This window comes from Candidatus Doudnabacteria bacterium (genome assembly GCA_037200925.1).
GTDB lineage: Bacteria > Patescibacteriota > Doudnabacteria > UBA920 > O2-02-FULL-48-8 > JBDTSL01.
On sequence record JBBCGO010000001.1, the window covers coordinates 330,925 to 346,282 of the forward strand.

Here is a 15,358-nt window from a genome sequence, read left to right on the forward strand (position 1 = left end):
ATTCATGTAAATAATCGGTAATCAATCCAATTTTTTAGTATTCAACCGGCGATTCTCATCTTCAACTTTTTTATCAATATCTTCTTGAACGACACTTTTCAATTCACTTAGGGACATAGGCTCAGTCGTAAGGTTTTTTGGATGCAGTTTATATGTCAGAGCTTCGGCTTTGTCCGCAAGCATTTTATCCTCTTCACTAATCGGCCAACCGGGGTTTGCAAAAATCATCTCAGTTTTAAGGGCTTTATATTCGGCCAAACGTTTTTCAGCCAAAGATTCATCTTGGCTTGCAGCCGCCTGCGCCAACGCATCTATCTTTTCGCTCAACATGCCTATCAGCTGACGATGTTTTTCTTGAAAAGTATCTGATTCTCTTGCTCCCAAATAATTGGGTTCTTTATTCATATTCATGTGATTTAATAACAGATCATGCGTCCGCCCAGAGGTCTGCAGCCCCCGATCGGAGGGTTATAATTACTTTTTTTAGGTTCATATTTCCAAAGAAGAACACCAGAAAAAATTAGAGAAGCTAACAATAATAAAGCTAAAACGATGATAATAATATTTTTATTCATGCTCGCTCGCAAAATAGGTTCATTAATTAAGTTTATTCTTGATCTCCTGCCCTGATTTTAGGTCAAAATCTTTCAAAAATTCAGGATCAGACTTTAGAATCTCTGCAGCAATTTCTTTGGCCAAACGTTCCATTTTTTCCGCATCAACTCCATTCCTGTCTTCTCGAAGAGATGCTTCCTTTTTTTTGATATCTACATACTGTTCTTTGAGGTCTGCTAATCTGCTGTATGGCTCATATTCATACAGATTCATTTCTCTGTCCATATTATTGCCTCAGCGAGATTGATTTACTCATGTTCGCTCGCAATCTTCCCTCCCAGAGTTCTTAATTCTTTCAATGCGATCGCGGCCTGCTGGTCCTTAGGAGGCGATCCGGACGGCTCAATCGTGCCCGGCGGATTGCCATGCCATTCAAAGCGGTATTCCATATAATCCACGCCTTTGCCCGGGATCGTATGGCAGATTATCACAGTCGGTTTTTCGGCAATTGCCTTGGCCTGATTGCAGGCATCGATTATTTCTTGCATATTGTGTCCGTCAATTTCCAGAACATGCCAGCCGAATGCTTTCCATTTATCAATGAAAGGTTCCAGCGGCATGATGTCTTCCGTGTAGCCGTCGATCTGAATGTTATTCCGGTCAATAATTCCGGTCAGATTCCGCAGTTTATTTTTTCCCGCGAACATCGCCGCTTCCCAGATCTGGCCTTCTTCCTGCTCACCGTCGCTCATGACGCAATACACGCGCCAAGGTTCTTTTTTCATTTTCAAACCCGCATAGGCCATGCCCGCGGCTTGCGAAAGCCCTTGGCCTAAGGGGCCGGAAGTATTTTCAGCTCCTGGCAAACCTTCGTGATGAGGGTGTCCCTGCAGTCTGGTTCCCAATTTGCGTAAGGTTGCCAGTTCAGCCATTGGGATAAATCCGGCTTCTGCCAAAGCTGCATACCACACGGGGCAAATGTGTCCGCATGATAAAACAAATCTGTCGCGGGTGGGAAGTTCAGGATTTTTCGGATCAACGTTCAAGATCCCGCCAAAATATAGCGCTGTAAATACATCGGCCATGCCCAAAGGCCCGGCCGAGTGGCCCGATTTGGCAGCGACTAGCATTTTAATAATATCTTGTCGGATATCGTTTGCTTTTTGTTCGAGTTCTTTGATAGTCATTAACTTTCAATATCTACTTTAAGCGCTTCAATTGCCAATTCTTCGTCTTCTGAGCGCAAGATCGCCGACCCGGCTACCAAGATGTCAGCGCCTGCCTTGGCACACTGCCGGGCAATGCCGACTTTCACGCCTCCATCCACGCAAATTGTGACACTTTTGCTTAAGCTTCGCAATTCAACGATCTTTGCGATTGTGGAAACCATAAACGGTCGGCCCTGAAAACCCGGCTGGATACCCATAAGCTGGATAATATCAACTTCCTTCAAAAATTTTCCGGCCAGATGAAGCGGTGTTGCGGGGTTTATCACTAGTCCTGGCTTTAGTCCCAGACTTTTTGCCCTCTCGATCACCGGCTGGATCTCTGAATCATGGTTAAACGCTTCCAGATGGAATAAAACCCATTTGAATCCCGCATTTTTTGCATCCTCAAAATATATTTCCGGGGTCAGCGTCATAAAATGCGCCATCAGAAGAAACGGCGAGGATTTTAAAAAACCCAGATCAGCGGGCATCACGGTCTTATTGTGAATGAACTTGTCGTCAATGAAATCAATATGCAACTTAGTAAAATATTGGCTCAACGCAAAAAGCCGCCCGTACCTTAAGCGGAAATCCGAGATATCATTGGTCAGAATTGCCGGAGAAATTTCGGTCACAGATTTATATCTATTTTTTTTACTTTATTCACCCGCCTGTTAAATCGTTCTTCGTCGGCAAATGGAGTCGTCAAAAAAGTATGCACGATCTTTTTCGCCTCATCCAGGGTCGTGTAATCGGCTGCCAGACAAAGGATATTGGCGTCATCATCATTGCGCGCGGCGTGTGCGGTTTTTTCATTCCAAGCCAGAGCCGCTCTCGCCCCTTTGGCTTTGTTCGCCACAATGCACTCGCCTTGCCCTGACCTGCAAACCAAGATCCCGAACGAATCCAGTTCCGAACCGACTCTGACCCCGACCGGCCAAGCAAAATCCGGATAATCATCTTCTGAATCAAATTTTTTTGCTCCCAGATCCTCAAAATCAATACCCCACTCTTTGAGCCAGTTTTTTATCTCTTCCTTCAATTTATACCCGCCGTGATCAGCGCCTAAGTATACTTTCATATTCGATGTATTGCTTCCCTGTTAAATTCTTTAATTACCTGCCAAAAATTCTCCGTATCCAGGCTGGCTGCGCCGACCAGTGCGCCGTCAATGATCGGATATTTGGCATACTCCTGAACGTTATTCTTGTTCACCGTCCCGCCGTATAAAACCCTCAGATTTCTGGCGGCCTTGCCGATCCGATGCTCCAAAAGCTGAAAAATATGTTCTATCAGCTCACTGGCATGCTCACCTGTTGCAGGTTCGGATCTTTTCATGGTCGAAATAGCCCAGATTGGTTCATAAACGTAAACGATCTTCTCCAATTGCTTCTTGTCCAGGTCCTTTGTAACTTCCGCAAACTGTCTGGTAACCAGATTTTTCATTTCCGTCTTGACCGCGCCCTCTTCCCCGCCCAAACAGACAATAGGCGTGATCTTATGTTTTAGAGCGGCGATGATCTTGGCATTCACAACTGAGTCAGTCTCGCCTAGAGATAATCTTCTTTCTGAATGGCCCAAAATAACGTATTTAACATTCCATTGCAAAAGCTGGACAGGCGAAATCTCGCCGGTCAGCGCCCCCCCCGTCCGCCCAGCTCATATTTTGCGCGCCCAACTGCACGCCGTCCGTATAATGCATGAGCGCCGGCAAATAAACGAACGGCGGACAGACCACGACCTCGGTATGAGCCGCGATCGATCGGCTGTGATGTTCAATGGCGGCTGCCAAGCGCTTTGCTTCGTCCACAGCCTGAGGATTCATTTTCCAGTTTGCGACAATAAGTTTTTTCATTAGGGCTGTCTGTAAAGGTCGGCCGCCGCTTCCGGCATCACGGTATTCACATAAACGTCAGAACCCAATTCAAACCCACCCCAGACATTCAGGCGCGGCATGATCTCCAGGTGCCAATGGTAGCTGCGCACGTCATACTGCGTCCGCGGCGAATGCGATACGGGCAGGGTGTGGATGTAATAATTGTAAGCCGGATCAAAAAGTTTATAATAGATCTTTTGCAAAACGATTTTGAGCACGCGCGTCAAGGAGCTGCGCTGACTGTCGGTCATTTCAAAAAAATTCGCCTGGTGGGTTTTCGGAAGGATCCGCAGGGCATATGGAACTCTGGCCGCAAAAGGAGAAAGCACCAAAAAATCCTCGTCATCCAAAACCAATCTTGTCGGCTCGGATAATTCTTTAAGGATCAACTCGCAAAAAATACAGGCGCCTGTTGCCATAAAAAAATGATGGCTGCTTAAGACCTCGTCATGCAGATGCTCCGGGACGAACGGCGTGGCAAAGATCTGAGAATGGGGATGAATGACTGACGCACCGCCCTCATGTCCGTGATTTTGCAGGATATGGACATACTGGACCTCAGGATGATCAGACAGCGTAAGCATCCGGCTCTGGTAGACTTCAAGGCATAAATTCAAAAGTTTGTCAGGCAAAAAACCCGTCAGGACATTGTGCGGCCTGGTGATGATGACCTCATGATCCCCGATCCCTTCGCGTACGCGATAAAAATCGTGCCGTTCGCGGCCGCCAAAATGGCCTAATGCTTCAAACTTATTGGGTATTACGCGGACTTGCCAATTTTTTCCGACCGGCCGTGATAAAATTTCCTGATTCAAATTTTCCTGCCCGGGACAAAACGGGCAAGTTTTGTCGTGCTCAGGTAAAGTTGCCGGAAAAGCCGGAGGATGCTTAAAATCCTCAGGGCGCGTGGACCTGTTCGGCGCAAAAAGCACCCAGTGTTTGGAGACTATGTCTTGTCGGAACTCACTCAAAATGGAATGTTAATTGTAACTGCCGGACAAAGGCATCCGTGCCGCGGATAACGTACAATTTATTTCCGTGCAAAGCCAAAATTACCGTTTCTGAATGACCCATGCCTAGATCATTGGCGATTTTCTGCGCCGGCATATCGTCAAGCTGAGTGCTGACCTCGCTCGAAATTTTCAGGGTTTTGCGGATGGCTTTTTCTGAATCAGGGCTGGTGACCTCGACAGTAACCCCCTCATCCGAATTAGTGCTCGGCACAAAAGTGATCGCGGAATTACTATCAGCTTCAATGGACCAATCCGCAGGGTAACGCACGTCAAAGCCCAGACGGGAATCTTTGTAGTTGTGCCACGGATAAAATGTATTTTCCGCAACCTGGGCTTCAAAACTTACATCCGTAACTTTGATATATCCGACCAGTGCGACCGTGACGATCACGGCGTAGGCGATCGTCCATATCAGCCATCGATTAGGATGGATTACAATTTTATGTATTTTGCTTAATTTCGTTTTGGCCATGCAATCTTATTTTGTCCTATGTTGATTGTTCGTATTAGTGCTGTGCGGTACCGTCAAAAAAGAATTTGAGACCCCATCTGTGTCCAGCTCTAGCTTTGCGATTGAAATCTGCGCCAATAGTCCCCGCACCTACAATAATCGCAAACACGACTGCCCAAACAAAATACCGCTGCGCGACCAATTGATCAACCCACGTTTTTCTTTTTGCCATCTTTTTCCCTTGCCCGCCGTAGCTTTATGCGTAGGCGGATTAATTTTTTTATTAATTTTAATTATTTTTTTGTGTCCAGGTATTGCTGCAGCATGATCTGTGCTGCGATATTGTCTTTTATGGCCCGTTGCTGGCGTACCCTCATCCCCTGATCCTTTAACAGCTTTCCCGCCTGAACTGAACTAAACCGTTCGTCAACCAGTTTGATCGGAACTTTCACGGACCGGAATAAATTATCCGCAAATATTTTGAGTTTTTCAGCTGATTTGCCCTCCTTCCCGGAAAGATCCGTTGGCAGGCCGAGTAAAATTAACCCGATTTCCTGCTCTTGGATTATTCTTTTTATTTCTAGAACGGCTTTTTTGCTTTCAAAAGGCTGTTTTAAGGGAAATGCGATTTTCGTGGCACTGTCGGCTATGGCAGCTCCTACCCGGACCGAGCCCCAATCCAGGGCCAGTATGCGCATTATTTGCTTTCACCCAAAGTTACGGTAACATCTTTGGTCTTGCCCCCGCTTAGCACGGACATTTTGACGATATCGCCCGGATTAAAGTCTTTCAGATACGAGGCCAGGCTATGATCCTGATCGATGGTGTGCCCGTTGATCTGTAAAATAATGTCATTCTCTTTAAGTCCGGCCTTATCAGCCGCAGACCCGGCCACAACTGCCGGAGCTGATGAAGCATCGCCGGAAACGATCAAGGCCCCATGATCAACGCTTAAATTATTTTCCTGCTGGATGCTCTGATTGACCAAAACGTAGCGCACACCGAGGAAAGGCTTGACGATTCGTCCGAATTTTTTGAAGCTGTCTATATCCTTCTTAATGTCATTGACCGGGATTGCAAATCCGATGAGCTGTCCTTGGGAATCAATGGCGGTATTGATGCCGATGACAGAGCCGCCGATATCCAGAAGCGGACCGCCGGAGTTGCCGGGATTGATGGCAGCATCTGTCTGGATGACTCCTTCAAGCTGCTCAGAATCAGAGCTGCCGGTCGTATCTCCGGCCGTGATCGTCCGGCCGATGCCGGACACTATCCCTTTGGTCACTGTGTTGCTGTACTGGCCCAGAGAATTTCCGATCGCCACGACTGTCTGGCCGATCTGCAGATTCGAAGAATCTCCCAATGCCAAGGTCGGTAAGTTGGAGGCGGTGATCTTTACCAAAGCCAGGTCATTGACCGGGTCCCGGGACAAAACGGTGGCGTCATATTTTTTGCCGTCATTTGTCAAAACGGTGTACGTTGCGGTTGTATCGTCGACCACGTGCTTATTGGTCATGATCAGCCCGTCGGAAGAGATAATGAACCCGGACCCGCCGCCGACCTGCTGAATATTCGGCGTAGCGCTGTTATTTTGCTGATTCTGACTGCGGTTCTGGAAAAAAGGGTCAAACGAAAACGGCCCGAAATCATAGGGCGAAGTCGAGTATCCCGGGATCTTATTCAGGTCTTTGGAAATAATGATGGAAACCACTGCCGGACTGGAGTTTTTCACGACATCCACAATTCCCGACTGCTCGTTAACTGAAACTGTCTTAATGTCAGCGCCGGTGCTGCTAACACCCAAAGATATGCCGTGCGTGAGTAAGAAAGGTCGTACCAAACACGGCACCCGCTATGCCAAACAGGAAACTCAGCAAAACAACCAGAGAAACCAGCTTAAAATTGGACTTATCCGCGTTTTCCCGCAGATCCTCGGTGAGATTTTTTTCGTTATGTAAATTTGTCATATTTCTATTAACGATTTTGGCTATCAGGTATTACAGGTTGGTATATTATAACATATTCCACGTCAAGTTCAAAATCATTGCAAGGTAAGGATCTCGCATCCGTTATCGGTTATCATAACCGTATGTTCAAAGTGGGATGATCGGCCATGATCAGAAGTTTTAATGGTCCAGTTGTCTTGTGCAAAGTAAACCTTCCAGCCAAATTCATTGACCATGGGTTCTACCGCGATCACCATGCCTTTGATAAGTTTAGTTCCTGTGCCGTGTTTGCCAAAACACGGAACTTCCGGCTCTTCATGCACGGCTTTTCCCACTCCGTGCCCCACCAGCTCCCTGACAACCTGGAATCCGTAGTCTTTTGCTATCGATTCAATCGCAAACCCGACATCACCTGTATAATTATCCGGTTTCACCTGCATAAGTCCGGCTTTCAAAGCTTCTTGAGCTGCTGCGATCAATTTCAGGTACTTTCCAGAAACTTTACCCACAGGTACGGTGATTGCGGCGTCCGTGAACAACCCTTGATATTGCACTCCGAGATCCAGGCCGACGATATCGCCGTCCTGCATAATTTTATCTTTGCCAGGAATGCCGTGCACGACCTCATCATTGACGGAAACGCAGAGGCTGGCAGGAAAAGGCGTATCGCCCGGCTGCGGGCGGTAATTTTTGAACGACGGAATCCCTCCGAGCTTCCTGATCTCCGATTCTGCCAGCTGGTCCAGGTCAAAAGCCGAGACTCCCGGTTTCACTTGCTTTGCGACCAGATCCAAAACAGCGGCCAAGATCTTGCCTCCTTGGCGCAGAATTTCAAGCTCTTTTGGATCTTGAGTAATCATCTATTGCCTTTTTAACATCCAGGGCAACTTTCACGATAGTTTGGTTGCCATTGATGAATTTAACTTTATGGAATTTCTGGAAATATCGGATCGTTTCCATAACCTGTTTTTTATGGTAACTGATCCGGGATCGGATGTACTGCATGTCTAAATCCTTTTTTTCTCTATCTCTGTGAAAAGAACGTTTTTTTACCAATGCATCAGGCAGGCGGAGGTAGATCGCAAAAAAATCGCGGTGCTTGCGGTCCAGAATTTTTTTTAACAACACAGCCTCGCTTTTCAGTCTTGGTGTGCCGACAAACAACAAGTTTTTACTTCTCGGGGCTCGTTCGACTGATCTTTTGATATATTCGTCAATAATTTTTGAAGGCACGGGAAGACCCCTGTCATAAGTCTGCAAAAAAATTTTTTTATATCTCGGATTTTCCCTCAATTTTCGCAGATACTCGCCGGATTTTACAAGCTTGAACTCATAATAACTTGCCAATAAATCAGCTTGGGTGTCTTTACCGGAAACCGGGGAACCGAGAATTATAAGATCAAAGCCGAGTTTCATAAGATCCCCAGTTGGCTTAAAATTTCCTGCTGGACTCCTTCAATCGACTGATCTCCGTTTATATGGATCAGCATTTCTTTTGATTCATAGTAATCGCGGATCTGGGCGGTCTTTTTTTCATATTCTTCAAAGCGTTTTTCAACTCTGGCAATATCCGAGTCATCAACCCGGCCTTCCGTAGCGCTCCGTAAAGATAACCGGGTCAACAATTTTACCTTATCGACATCAAGCACAAAAATTCTCTGGTCACTTATATTATGCTTAGCTAAGACCGAATTCAGCATCTCCACTTGTCCGGCCGTTCTGGGAAAGCCGTCCAAAATTAAGCCCGGTTTACCCATGACCTTCTCGATCTCCTGATCGAAAACTTGCTTTGTCAGTTCATCCGATACGATCATGCCCTGGTCAATTGTGGTTTTTATCAGGCGGCCCAGATCATTGTCTTGTTTTGCCGCTTCGCGGAAAGTATCGCCCATACTAAAATAGCCGTACCCGAGCTTTTCCATCAGAAGTCTGCTTTGAGTGCCCTTGCCGCTCCCAGGCGGACCCATGAGAATAATGATTTGTTTCATATCAATATTATAGCGTAAAATCGGGACAAAAAAAACGGCTTTTGAATCATTATTGATTCTTAAGCCTGGTCTAGATGCTGCATCCACTTCAAGTATTTCGTCCTCTTGTCCTCGTTGGTCGTGTAGAGCTGATGGCTTTCGATGATCTCTCTGGCCAGCAAAGGATCACCTTCATCTAACGCGCCCGCGGCAAGGTCATAAGGCTCGGCATAACGCACGTTGTTCACATGACCGTTCCGCATTTGCTGAGCCAGGTCCCGCAACCATCGTGAAATTTTTGGCCGAACTTGCTCTGATCCCATTGACACGCATCCTCCTAATCTAGAAATCTTCGTAATCCCGCATGACCATTTGCGACTGGACTTGTTTCATAACTTCAATGACCACGGACACCACGATCAAAAGCGAAGTGCCGCCCAAGGTCAGCGATTGGGTATGAGTGAAAGCCTGGATAATGTTCGGCAGCACAGCCACTAATCCTAAGAAAATCGCGCCGACCAGAGTAATGCGGTTCAAAACTTTATACAAAAATTCGGCGGTCTGCAATCCCGGCCGCAGGCCTGGGATAAACCCGCCTTGCTTCTGGATATTTTCGGAAATTTCTTCGGGATTGAATACGATGGCAGTATAGAAGTAAGTGAAAGCCACGACCAAAATAAAGTAAACAATACCCTGATAAGTAGGATTTTGGAAAAAATTATTGATGGCAGTCGCGGCGTGCGCGATAAATACGGTCTTGGCGTTGGCAAAAAAATTGGCGATCAGGCCCGGGAACAGCAGGATGGAAATGGCAAAAATGATCGGAATGACCCCTGCCTGGTTGACGCGCAGAGGCAAATGCGTGTTCACTCCGCCGTACATTTTATTGCCGCGGATCCTTTTCGCATAAGACACGGGAATATTGCGCTGGGCCTCGGTGATCAAAACCACCGCGCCGATGACCACGACAGCGACCGCCAGATAAGAAAGCGCAGTTATCAAATTCTGAGGGCTTAGAACCGAAGACGAGTTGGTCAAACTCAGGTAAGCCTGCTGGGCGGCAGTTGGCAGCCTGGCCACAATGCCGGCAAAAATGATCAGGGATATGCCATTGCCGATCTTGTATTCAGAAATGATCTCACCCAGCCAGAGCAGGATCATGGTGCCGGTGGTGATGGACAGCAAGGTCACAAACCACTGGAAAGGCGTGAACCCGGACGTGATGTCAATGTTGCTGGTGCGCGCCAGCAAAAGTATCGTGCCGTAGCCCTGGATCGGGGTTAAAAAAACCGTAAGGTAGCGCATATACTGGTTGATCTTCATCCTGCCGGCCTCTCCGCCCTCTTTGCTCAATTCACCAAGACTGGGAATAATAATTGTCAGAAGCTGGATAATGATGGACGCGGTAATGTATGGCCCGATGCCAAGCATGACGATAGAAAAATTACGCAGACCGCCGCCGGAAAAAATATCAAATAATCCCAGCAGCTGGTTGTTATTGAGTAGTGCCCGCAAACTGGTCACATCGATCCCAGGGATGGGAATATGTGCCAGAACCCTGGTGGCGACCAAAAGCAGCGCCACAATGATAATGCGGTTCCTGAGGTCTTTGACTTTCCAAATTTGTGAAATTCTATTAGCCATAACTATTGACCGGCCTTCTCGGTTTCAGTTTTAAGAATGACCTTCCCGCCCGCCTTTTCAATTTTTTCGCGGGCAGCGGCCGAAACCGCGATCTTTTCGAAATTAAGCGCTTTCTTGATCTCGCCGGAGGACAAAACTTTTACCCTGGAACTGCCTGATTTGATGAGGCCCAGATTATATAAAATTTTGGGATTAACCGTATCCCCGGCTTTGAACTTATCACTCAGATCATCCAGGTTGAGTATTGTGGCTTTCGTGTTTCTGCTGGTAAAGCCGCGCCGCTTCGGCAGCTGGCGCTGCAGCGGCATTCGTCCGCCCTCAAATCCGATAGGAATTGAAGAGCCGGCGCGGGCTTTCTGGCCCTTGGCGCCGCGGCCGGAAAAAGTGCCATGGCCAGACCCAACGCCTCTCCCTACGACTTTACGGCGTTTAGTGGATCCTTTATGCGGTTTTAAGCTGTGTAAATTAAGCATATTACTTCCTTAGTTCCGCCATTTCTTCCTTGGAACGCAATTTGGACAAAGCCAAATAAGTGGCCATGGCGTTATTGACCTTGTTTGAAGACCCGAGCATTTTCGACAGGACATTCTTAACACCAACAAGGTCCAACACCTGGCGGATAGCTCCGCCGGCGATGACTCCGGTGCCGGGCTGGGCCGGCTTTAGGAATACAACGGATGATTTATATTTAAACTTGATCTCATGCGGAATGGTATCGTTGACGATCTTGATCGGGATCATGGTTTTTTTGGCAGCCGCCACTGACTTGTTCACGGCTTCGGACACGTCAGCTCCTTTCCGCAGGCCCACACCCACGCGCCCTTTCTTATCTCCGATGACGACCAGCGCCCGAAAACGCATGCGCTTACCGCCTGCCACCACGCGCGTGACGCGCTTGATCTCCACGATCTTTTGTTCAAAATCGCGCTTGCCTGCATCCTGATTTCTGCCTCTTGATTGTCTGCGCATATTAAAACTCCAATCCGGAAGCTCTTGCCGCTTCTGCTAATTCTTTCACGCGGCCATGGTACTGATATCCGCCGCGGTCAAACACGACTTTTTTAATTCCCAATTTTTGCGCTTTTTCTGCCGCCAATTTTCCGACTGCCGCTGCAATTTCCGATTTCTTGCCTTTCATTTTTACTTCAGTGCTGCTTGCTGCGGCCAAGGTCTTACCTGTTTCATCATCGATCAGCTGTACATAAATGTGAGACAACGAGCGAAAAACATTCAGTCGCGGTTTGCTTCCGCTGCCTGAAACTTTTGCCCGAACTCGGCGCTGTCTTAGTTTTCTCTGGGTTCGTCTGGAGTTCATATTATTTGCCTCCGCCGACGGCTTTGACGACCTTGCCCGCTTTGCGCCTGATAACTTCATCGCTGTATTTAATTCCTTTGCCTTTGTACGGTTCCGGCTCCCGCTGCGAACGCACCACAGCCGCAAACTGGCCGACTGCCTGGCGATCGGAGCCGGTAATGGTAATGATATTTTTTTCCACTTTTGCTTCCAGTCCTGTTGGCACTTCCATTTCGATAGGATGAGAATAGCCCAAATTAAGCACTAACTTTTTGCCTGAAATCGCGGCCTTGTATCCGACCCCGTTGATCTCCAAAATTTTGGTAAAACCGGTGGTGACGCCGGTGACCATGTTATTTATCAGTGAGCGGAACAGCCCCCACAAAGCGCGCTCGGATTTTTCATCCGGTTTTTTAACTGTGACAATTATCTCCGTGTCTTTGTGTTCAATCAAAACTTTCGGGTGAATGGTCAGCATTAATTCGCCCTTTGGTCCTTTGACCCTGAGGGTTTCATCTTTGATGTCCACAGTGACGCCTGCGGGAATGACTACTGGTTTTTTGCCTATTCTGCTCATAATTATTGCTTTAGCGAGGATGTTGAATAAAAAAGAATTCTGAGGCCGAAGTTGCTTTGTCGCAACGAGGCCGAGGACTTAGGTCTAAATTACTGCGACTAGCATAATTTAGACCGTCTTTTTTTTGCAACATCCGAGCGCCTCACCAAATCTGGCAGACAATCTCGCCGCCGACTTTGTTCGCCCGCGCTTCCTTGTCTGTCATTAATCCTTTTGAAGTTGAAACGATAGTGGTCCCGATGCCACCCATGACTTTGGGGATCTCAGTCCGGGTGGAGTAGATCCGCTGGCCGGGCTTGCTCACGCGCTTGATACCGGAAATAACCGGGGTACCTGTCTTGTCATACTTTAGTTCCAGCGACAGACTCTTTATCCCTTCGGTTTCTTTCACTTCCACGTTTTTGATATATCCTTCCGACTGCAAAACTTTCGCCAGACTGTGCTTGAAATTGGAATACGGCAAAACCACGTCTGATTTCTTTGCCATCAGGCCGTTGCGGATGCGGGTCAGCATGTCGGAAATTGTATCGCTCATTGTCATATATTTTTACCAGGAAGCCTTAAATACGCCGGGGATCTCGCCGTTTGAAGCCAGCTCGCGGAAACAAATGCGGCAAATATCAAAATCGCGCATGTAGCCGTGCTTTCGGCCGCAGCGCCAGCAGCGCCGCACGATCCGCGACGAATACTTCGCATTGGTGCGGGAACGGAACGATCTGATTGTCTGTGCTTTTGTAGCCATATATTTAGTCCTTTTGAAACGGGAATCCTAATGATTTTAACAATTCCAGTGCTTTCTTGTCATCATTGGTCGAAGTTTGGATGTTGACCTCAAGGCCAAAAACATATTCCAAATGCTCGCGCGTGGTTTCCGGAAAAACGATCTGTTCTTTGATCCCGACATTGTAATTCCCGTGGCCGTCGAATTTTTTCGGATTCAGGCCCCTAAAATCCCGCACACGGGGCAACGCCACATTTACGAACTTTTCCAAAAAATCATACATCCGGCGGCCCCGAAGCGTGACAGTCAGGCCGACGACCTGATTTTCGCGGATTTTAAATCCGGCTATGGATTTCTTAGCCAGCGTTTTGACCGGAGCCAGACCCGCAATGCGCTTAACATCCTCAATGATCGCCTCAAGCATCTTCGGGTCTTTTAGGGTCTTGCCCACGCCCACGTTCAGCACGACTTTCTCAACTTTGGGTACAGCCATAGGATTGGTCAATCCGAAAGCTTGCTTCAACGTTGGCACCGATTTTTCTTTGTAAATAGTCTTAAGACTCATATGATTATATTGCTTTTCCGCAATGCTTGCATTTGCGTAAATTTCCCTGCGCAGTTATTTCATGGCCGATCCTGGTCGGCTTGCCGCAATTCGGACATATCAGCATGACTTTGGAAACATTCAAAGGGGCGGGCAATTCCAAACGCTGGCCTTTCTCGCCCTGATTCTTCGGCCGGGAAAACCGGACGTGGATATTCAAGCCTTCCACAGACACTCTTTTGTCCTTTGGGAACACTTCCAAAACCTTGCCGGATTTGCCTCTTTCCTTGCCGGCCAGCACTTTTACCATATCGCCTTTTTTAATGCTCATCTTCTTCATATTACTTCCTCTGCCAATGAAATGATCTTGGTAAATCCGAGATCCCGAAGCTCGCGCGGAATAGGCCCGAAAATGCGCGTGCCGCGTGGTTCCGGATTGTCTTTATTCACCAATACTGCGGCATTATCGTCAAACCGGATGTAAGAACCGTCAGCGCGCCGGACTTCCTTATGCGTGCGGACGATAACAGCATAAACCTTGTCGCCTTTTTTCACCTGGCCTTTGGGGCTGGCGATCTTAACCGAAGCTGCGACCACGTCGCCTAGCCTTGCCCAGCGGCGGTGGTTTTTGCCGGACACGCCGAACACTGCGATCTCTCGAGCGCCTGTATTGTCCGCGACTTTTAATCTGGTTCTTAGCTGGATCATGGATCTAAATAATTAAACTTTGCTTAATACTTTCCAAAAGACCGTTTTGCTGTAAGGCTTTGACTCTTCAATTATAACCTTATCGCCTATGGCAAACTGCTCTTCCGCGTGCGCCGGGAATTTCTTAAAGACCTTGTAGCGTTTATGGTATTTCGGGTGGACCTTCACGCTCTCAACTTTCACGATCACCGTTTTGTTCATCTTGTTTGAGGTCACGATCCCCGTTAATTTTCGCTTGATGGCATCCATATTATTTGGCATTCATTAAGGTTAAAATTCGGGCAATGTCGCGCTTTACGGCTTTGAGCATATGGTTATTCTTCACTTCGCGCGAGTGCAGCTTGAAAGACAGGTCCCGCACCTGCTCCCGCAGGGTGGCTAGCGTTTTTACCAATTCAGCCTGGCCCATTACTTGTAATTCCTTGATCTTCATAAGATTATGCCTGATTCCTTAATACAAATTTAGTCTTGATTGGCAATTTATGAGAGGCCAACCGCATGGCTTCAGCCGCCTGATCTGACGTAACCCCATCCATCTCGAACATCACGCGCCCTTTTTGCACTACCGCCACAAAGTGATCCACCGCGCCTTTGCCGCCGCCCATGGGCGATTCGTTGCCGTGAGAAGTAATGGGTTTATCCGGAAAGATCCGGATCCAGATCTTGCCGCCGCGCTGAATATATCTGGTCATGGCTCGCCTAGCCGCTTCTATCTGGCGGCTGGTGACCCAGCTGTTTTCCATGGCTTTCAATCCAAAACTTCCAAATGCCACAAAGTTGCCGGACATGGATTTGCCGGAGGAGCGCCCTCTGTGATGCTTTCTGTGCTTAACTTTTTTCGGGATCAGCATAAA

29 protein-coding genes are annotated in these 15,358 nt (G+C 47.6%); all 29 read right to left on the bottom strand.

Annotation, left to right across the window (positions count from 1 at the left end; genetic code table 11):
- Positions 1-21 precede the first annotated feature (21 nt).
- Positions 22-405 (bottom strand): hypothetical protein, encoded by a 384-nt coding sequence (locus tag WDN47_01895; GenBank protein MEJ0021315.1) that lies wholly within the window; start codon positions 403-405, stop codon positions 22-24.
- Positions 406-597: 192 nt separating this feature from the next.
- The gene (locus WDN47_01900) at positions 598-840 is read right to left on the bottom strand and encodes a hypothetical protein (protein MEJ0021316.1); all 243 of its coding nucleotides are present in this window, start codon (positions 838-840) and stop codon (positions 598-600) included.
- Positions 841-863: 23 nt separating this feature from the next.
- Positions 864-1,742 carry a transketolase gene (locus tag WDN47_01905; GenBank protein MEJ0021317.1) on the bottom strand — a complete coding sequence of 293 codons (879 nt, stop codon included), beginning with the start codon at positions 1,740-1,742 and terminating at the stop codon, positions 864-866.
- Entirely contained in the window at positions 1,742-2,398 is a 657-nt protein-coding gene (locus WDN47_01910; protein ID MEJ0021318.1) for a ribulose-phosphate 3-epimerase, read from the bottom strand. The genes WDN47_01905 and WDN47_01910 overlap by 1 nt, the downstream gene beginning before the upstream one ends.
- Complete coding sequence (locus WDN47_01915) at positions 2,395-2,844, bottom strand: RpiB/LacA/LacB family sugar-phosphate isomerase (GenBank protein MEJ0021319.1); 450 nt, start codon at positions 2,842-2,844, stop codon at positions 2,395-2,397. The genes WDN47_01910 and WDN47_01915 overlap by 4 nt, the downstream gene beginning before the upstream one ends.
- Positions 2,841-3,371, bottom strand: coding sequence for a triose-phosphate isomerase (locus WDN47_01920; protein ID MEJ0021320.1), 531 nt, complete (start codon positions 3,369-3,371; stop codon positions 2,841-2,843). The genes WDN47_01915 and WDN47_01920 overlap by 4 nt, the downstream gene beginning before the upstream one ends.
- On the bottom strand, positions 3,355-3,618 hold the full coding sequence (locus tag WDN47_01925; GenBank protein MEJ0021321.1) for a triose-phosphate isomerase: 264 nt from the start codon (positions 3,616-3,618) through the stop codon (positions 3,355-3,357). Before WDN47_01925 ends, WDN47_01920 begins: the two co-directional genes overlap by 17 nt.
- Complete coding sequence (gene galT, locus WDN47_01930) at positions 3,618-4,610, bottom strand: galactose-1-phosphate uridylyltransferase (GenBank protein MEJ0021322.1); 993 nt, start codon at positions 4,608-4,610, stop codon at positions 3,618-3,620. Before galT ends, WDN47_01925 begins: the two co-directional genes overlap by 1 nt.
- Positions 4,603-5,124: a PsbP-related protein gene (locus tag WDN47_01935; GenBank protein ID MEJ0021323.1), complete on the bottom strand. Its 522-nt coding sequence runs from the start codon at positions 5,122-5,124 to the stop codon at positions 4,603-4,605. Before WDN47_01935 ends, galT begins: the two co-directional genes overlap by 8 nt.
- 272 nt (positions 5,125-5,396) lie before the next feature.
- The gene (ruvX, locus tag WDN47_01940; GenBank protein MEJ0021324.1) at positions 5,397-5,801 is read right to left on the bottom strand and encodes a Holliday junction resolvase RuvX; all 405 of its coding nucleotides are present in this window, start codon (positions 5,799-5,801) and stop codon (positions 5,397-5,399) included.
- The gene (locus WDN47_01945; GenBank protein ID MEJ0021325.1) at positions 5,801-6,907 is read right to left on the bottom strand and encodes a trypsin-like peptidase domain-containing protein; all 1,107 of its coding nucleotides are present in this window, start codon (positions 6,905-6,907) and stop codon (positions 5,801-5,803) included. The genes ruvX and WDN47_01945 overlap by 1 nt, the downstream gene beginning before the upstream one ends.
- Positions 6,897-7,070, bottom strand: a complete 174-nt coding sequence (locus WDN47_01950; GenBank protein MEJ0021326.1) for a hypothetical protein — start codon at positions 7,068-7,070, stop codon at positions 6,897-6,899. The genes WDN47_01945 and WDN47_01950 overlap by 11 nt, the downstream gene beginning before the upstream one ends.
- 74 nt (positions 7,071-7,144) lie before the next feature.
- Positions 7,145-7,909, bottom strand: a complete 765-nt coding sequence (gene map / locus WDN47_01955; GenBank protein MEJ0021327.1) for a type I methionyl aminopeptidase — start codon at positions 7,907-7,909, stop codon at positions 7,145-7,147.
- Positions 7,881-8,465 carry a nucleoside monophosphate kinase gene (locus tag WDN47_01960; GenBank protein ID MEJ0021328.1) on the bottom strand — a complete coding sequence of 195 codons (585 nt, stop codon included), beginning with the start codon at positions 8,463-8,465 and terminating at the stop codon, positions 7,881-7,883. Before WDN47_01960 ends, map begins: the two co-directional genes overlap by 29 nt.
- Positions 8,462-9,037 carry a nucleoside monophosphate kinase gene (locus tag WDN47_01965; GenBank protein MEJ0021329.1) on the bottom strand — a complete coding sequence of 192 codons (576 nt, stop codon included), beginning with the start codon at positions 9,035-9,037 and terminating at the stop codon, positions 8,462-8,464. The genes WDN47_01960 and WDN47_01965 overlap by 4 nt, the downstream gene beginning before the upstream one ends.
- A gap of 59 nt (positions 9,038-9,096) precedes the next feature.
- Entirely contained in the window at positions 9,097-9,339 is a 243-nt protein-coding gene (locus WDN47_01970) for a hypothetical protein (protein MEJ0021330.1), read from the bottom strand.
- Between the two features lie 19 nt (positions 9,340-9,358).
- A complete protein-coding gene (gene secY, locus WDN47_01975; protein ID MEJ0021331.1) occupies positions 9,359-10,660 on the bottom strand; it encodes a preprotein translocase subunit SecY in 1,302 nt (433 codons plus the stop codon).
- 2 nt (positions 10,661-10,662) lie between these two features.
- On the bottom strand, positions 10,663-11,133 hold the full coding sequence (gene rplO, locus WDN47_01980) for a 50S ribosomal protein L15 (GenBank protein ID MEJ0021332.1): 471 nt from the start codon (positions 11,131-11,133) through the stop codon (positions 10,663-10,665).
- A 1-nt stretch (position 11,134) separates the two neighbouring features.
- Entirely contained in the window at positions 11,135-11,629 is a 495-nt protein-coding gene (gene rpsE, locus WDN47_01985) for a 30S ribosomal protein S5 (protein ID MEJ0021333.1), read from the bottom strand.
- A 1-nt stretch (position 11,630) separates the two neighbouring features.
- Complete coding sequence (rplR, locus tag WDN47_01990; GenBank protein ID MEJ0021334.1) at positions 11,631-11,975, bottom strand: 50S ribosomal protein L18; 345 nt, start codon at positions 11,973-11,975, stop codon at positions 11,631-11,633.
- 1 nt (position 11,976) lies between these two features.
- Positions 11,977-12,531, bottom strand: coding sequence for a 50S ribosomal protein L6 (gene rplF, locus WDN47_01995; protein ID MEJ0021335.1), 555 nt, complete (start codon positions 12,529-12,531; stop codon positions 11,977-11,979).
- A 142-nt stretch (positions 12,532-12,673) separates the two neighbouring features.
- A complete protein-coding gene (gene rpsH / locus WDN47_02000) occupies positions 12,674-13,072 on the bottom strand; it encodes a 30S ribosomal protein S8 (protein MEJ0021336.1) in 399 nt (132 codons plus the stop codon).
- Between the two features lie 6 nt (positions 13,073-13,078).
- A complete protein-coding gene (locus WDN47_02005) occupies positions 13,079-13,273 on the bottom strand; it encodes a type Z 30S ribosomal protein S14 (protein ID MEJ0021337.1) in 195 nt (64 codons plus the stop codon).
- 4 nt (positions 13,274-13,277) lie between these two features.
- The gene (gene rplE / locus WDN47_02010; GenBank protein ID MEJ0021338.1) at positions 13,278-13,817 is read right to left on the bottom strand and encodes a 50S ribosomal protein L5; all 540 of its coding nucleotides are present in this window, start codon (positions 13,815-13,817) and stop codon (positions 13,278-13,280) included.
- A gap of 4 nt (positions 13,818-13,821) precedes the next feature.
- Positions 13,822-14,136, bottom strand: a complete 315-nt coding sequence (rplX, locus tag WDN47_02015) for a 50S ribosomal protein L24 (GenBank protein MEJ0021339.1) — start codon at positions 14,134-14,136, stop codon at positions 13,822-13,824.
- The gene (gene rplN, locus WDN47_02020; protein ID MEJ0021340.1) at positions 14,133-14,504 is read right to left on the bottom strand and encodes a 50S ribosomal protein L14; all 372 of its coding nucleotides are present in this window, start codon (positions 14,502-14,504) and stop codon (positions 14,133-14,135) included. Before rplN ends, rplX begins: the two co-directional genes overlap by 4 nt.
- A gap of 12 nt (positions 14,505-14,516) precedes the next feature.
- The gene (gene rpsQ / locus WDN47_02025) at positions 14,517-14,765 is read right to left on the bottom strand and encodes a 30S ribosomal protein S17 (GenBank protein ID MEJ0021341.1); all 249 of its coding nucleotides are present in this window, start codon (positions 14,763-14,765) and stop codon (positions 14,517-14,519) included.
- Positions 14,755-14,937 carry a 50S ribosomal protein L29 gene (rpmC, locus tag WDN47_02030; GenBank protein MEJ0021342.1) on the bottom strand — a complete coding sequence of 61 codons (183 nt, stop codon included), beginning with the start codon at positions 14,935-14,937 and terminating at the stop codon, positions 14,755-14,757. Before rpmC ends, rpsQ begins: the two co-directional genes overlap by 11 nt.
- Before the next feature lie 4 nt (positions 14,938-14,941).
- Positions 14,942-15,355, bottom strand: a complete 414-nt coding sequence (gene rplP / locus WDN47_02035) for a 50S ribosomal protein L16 (GenBank protein ID MEJ0021343.1) — start codon at positions 15,353-15,355, stop codon at positions 14,942-14,944.
- Positions 15,356-15,358 lie beyond the last annotated feature (3 nt).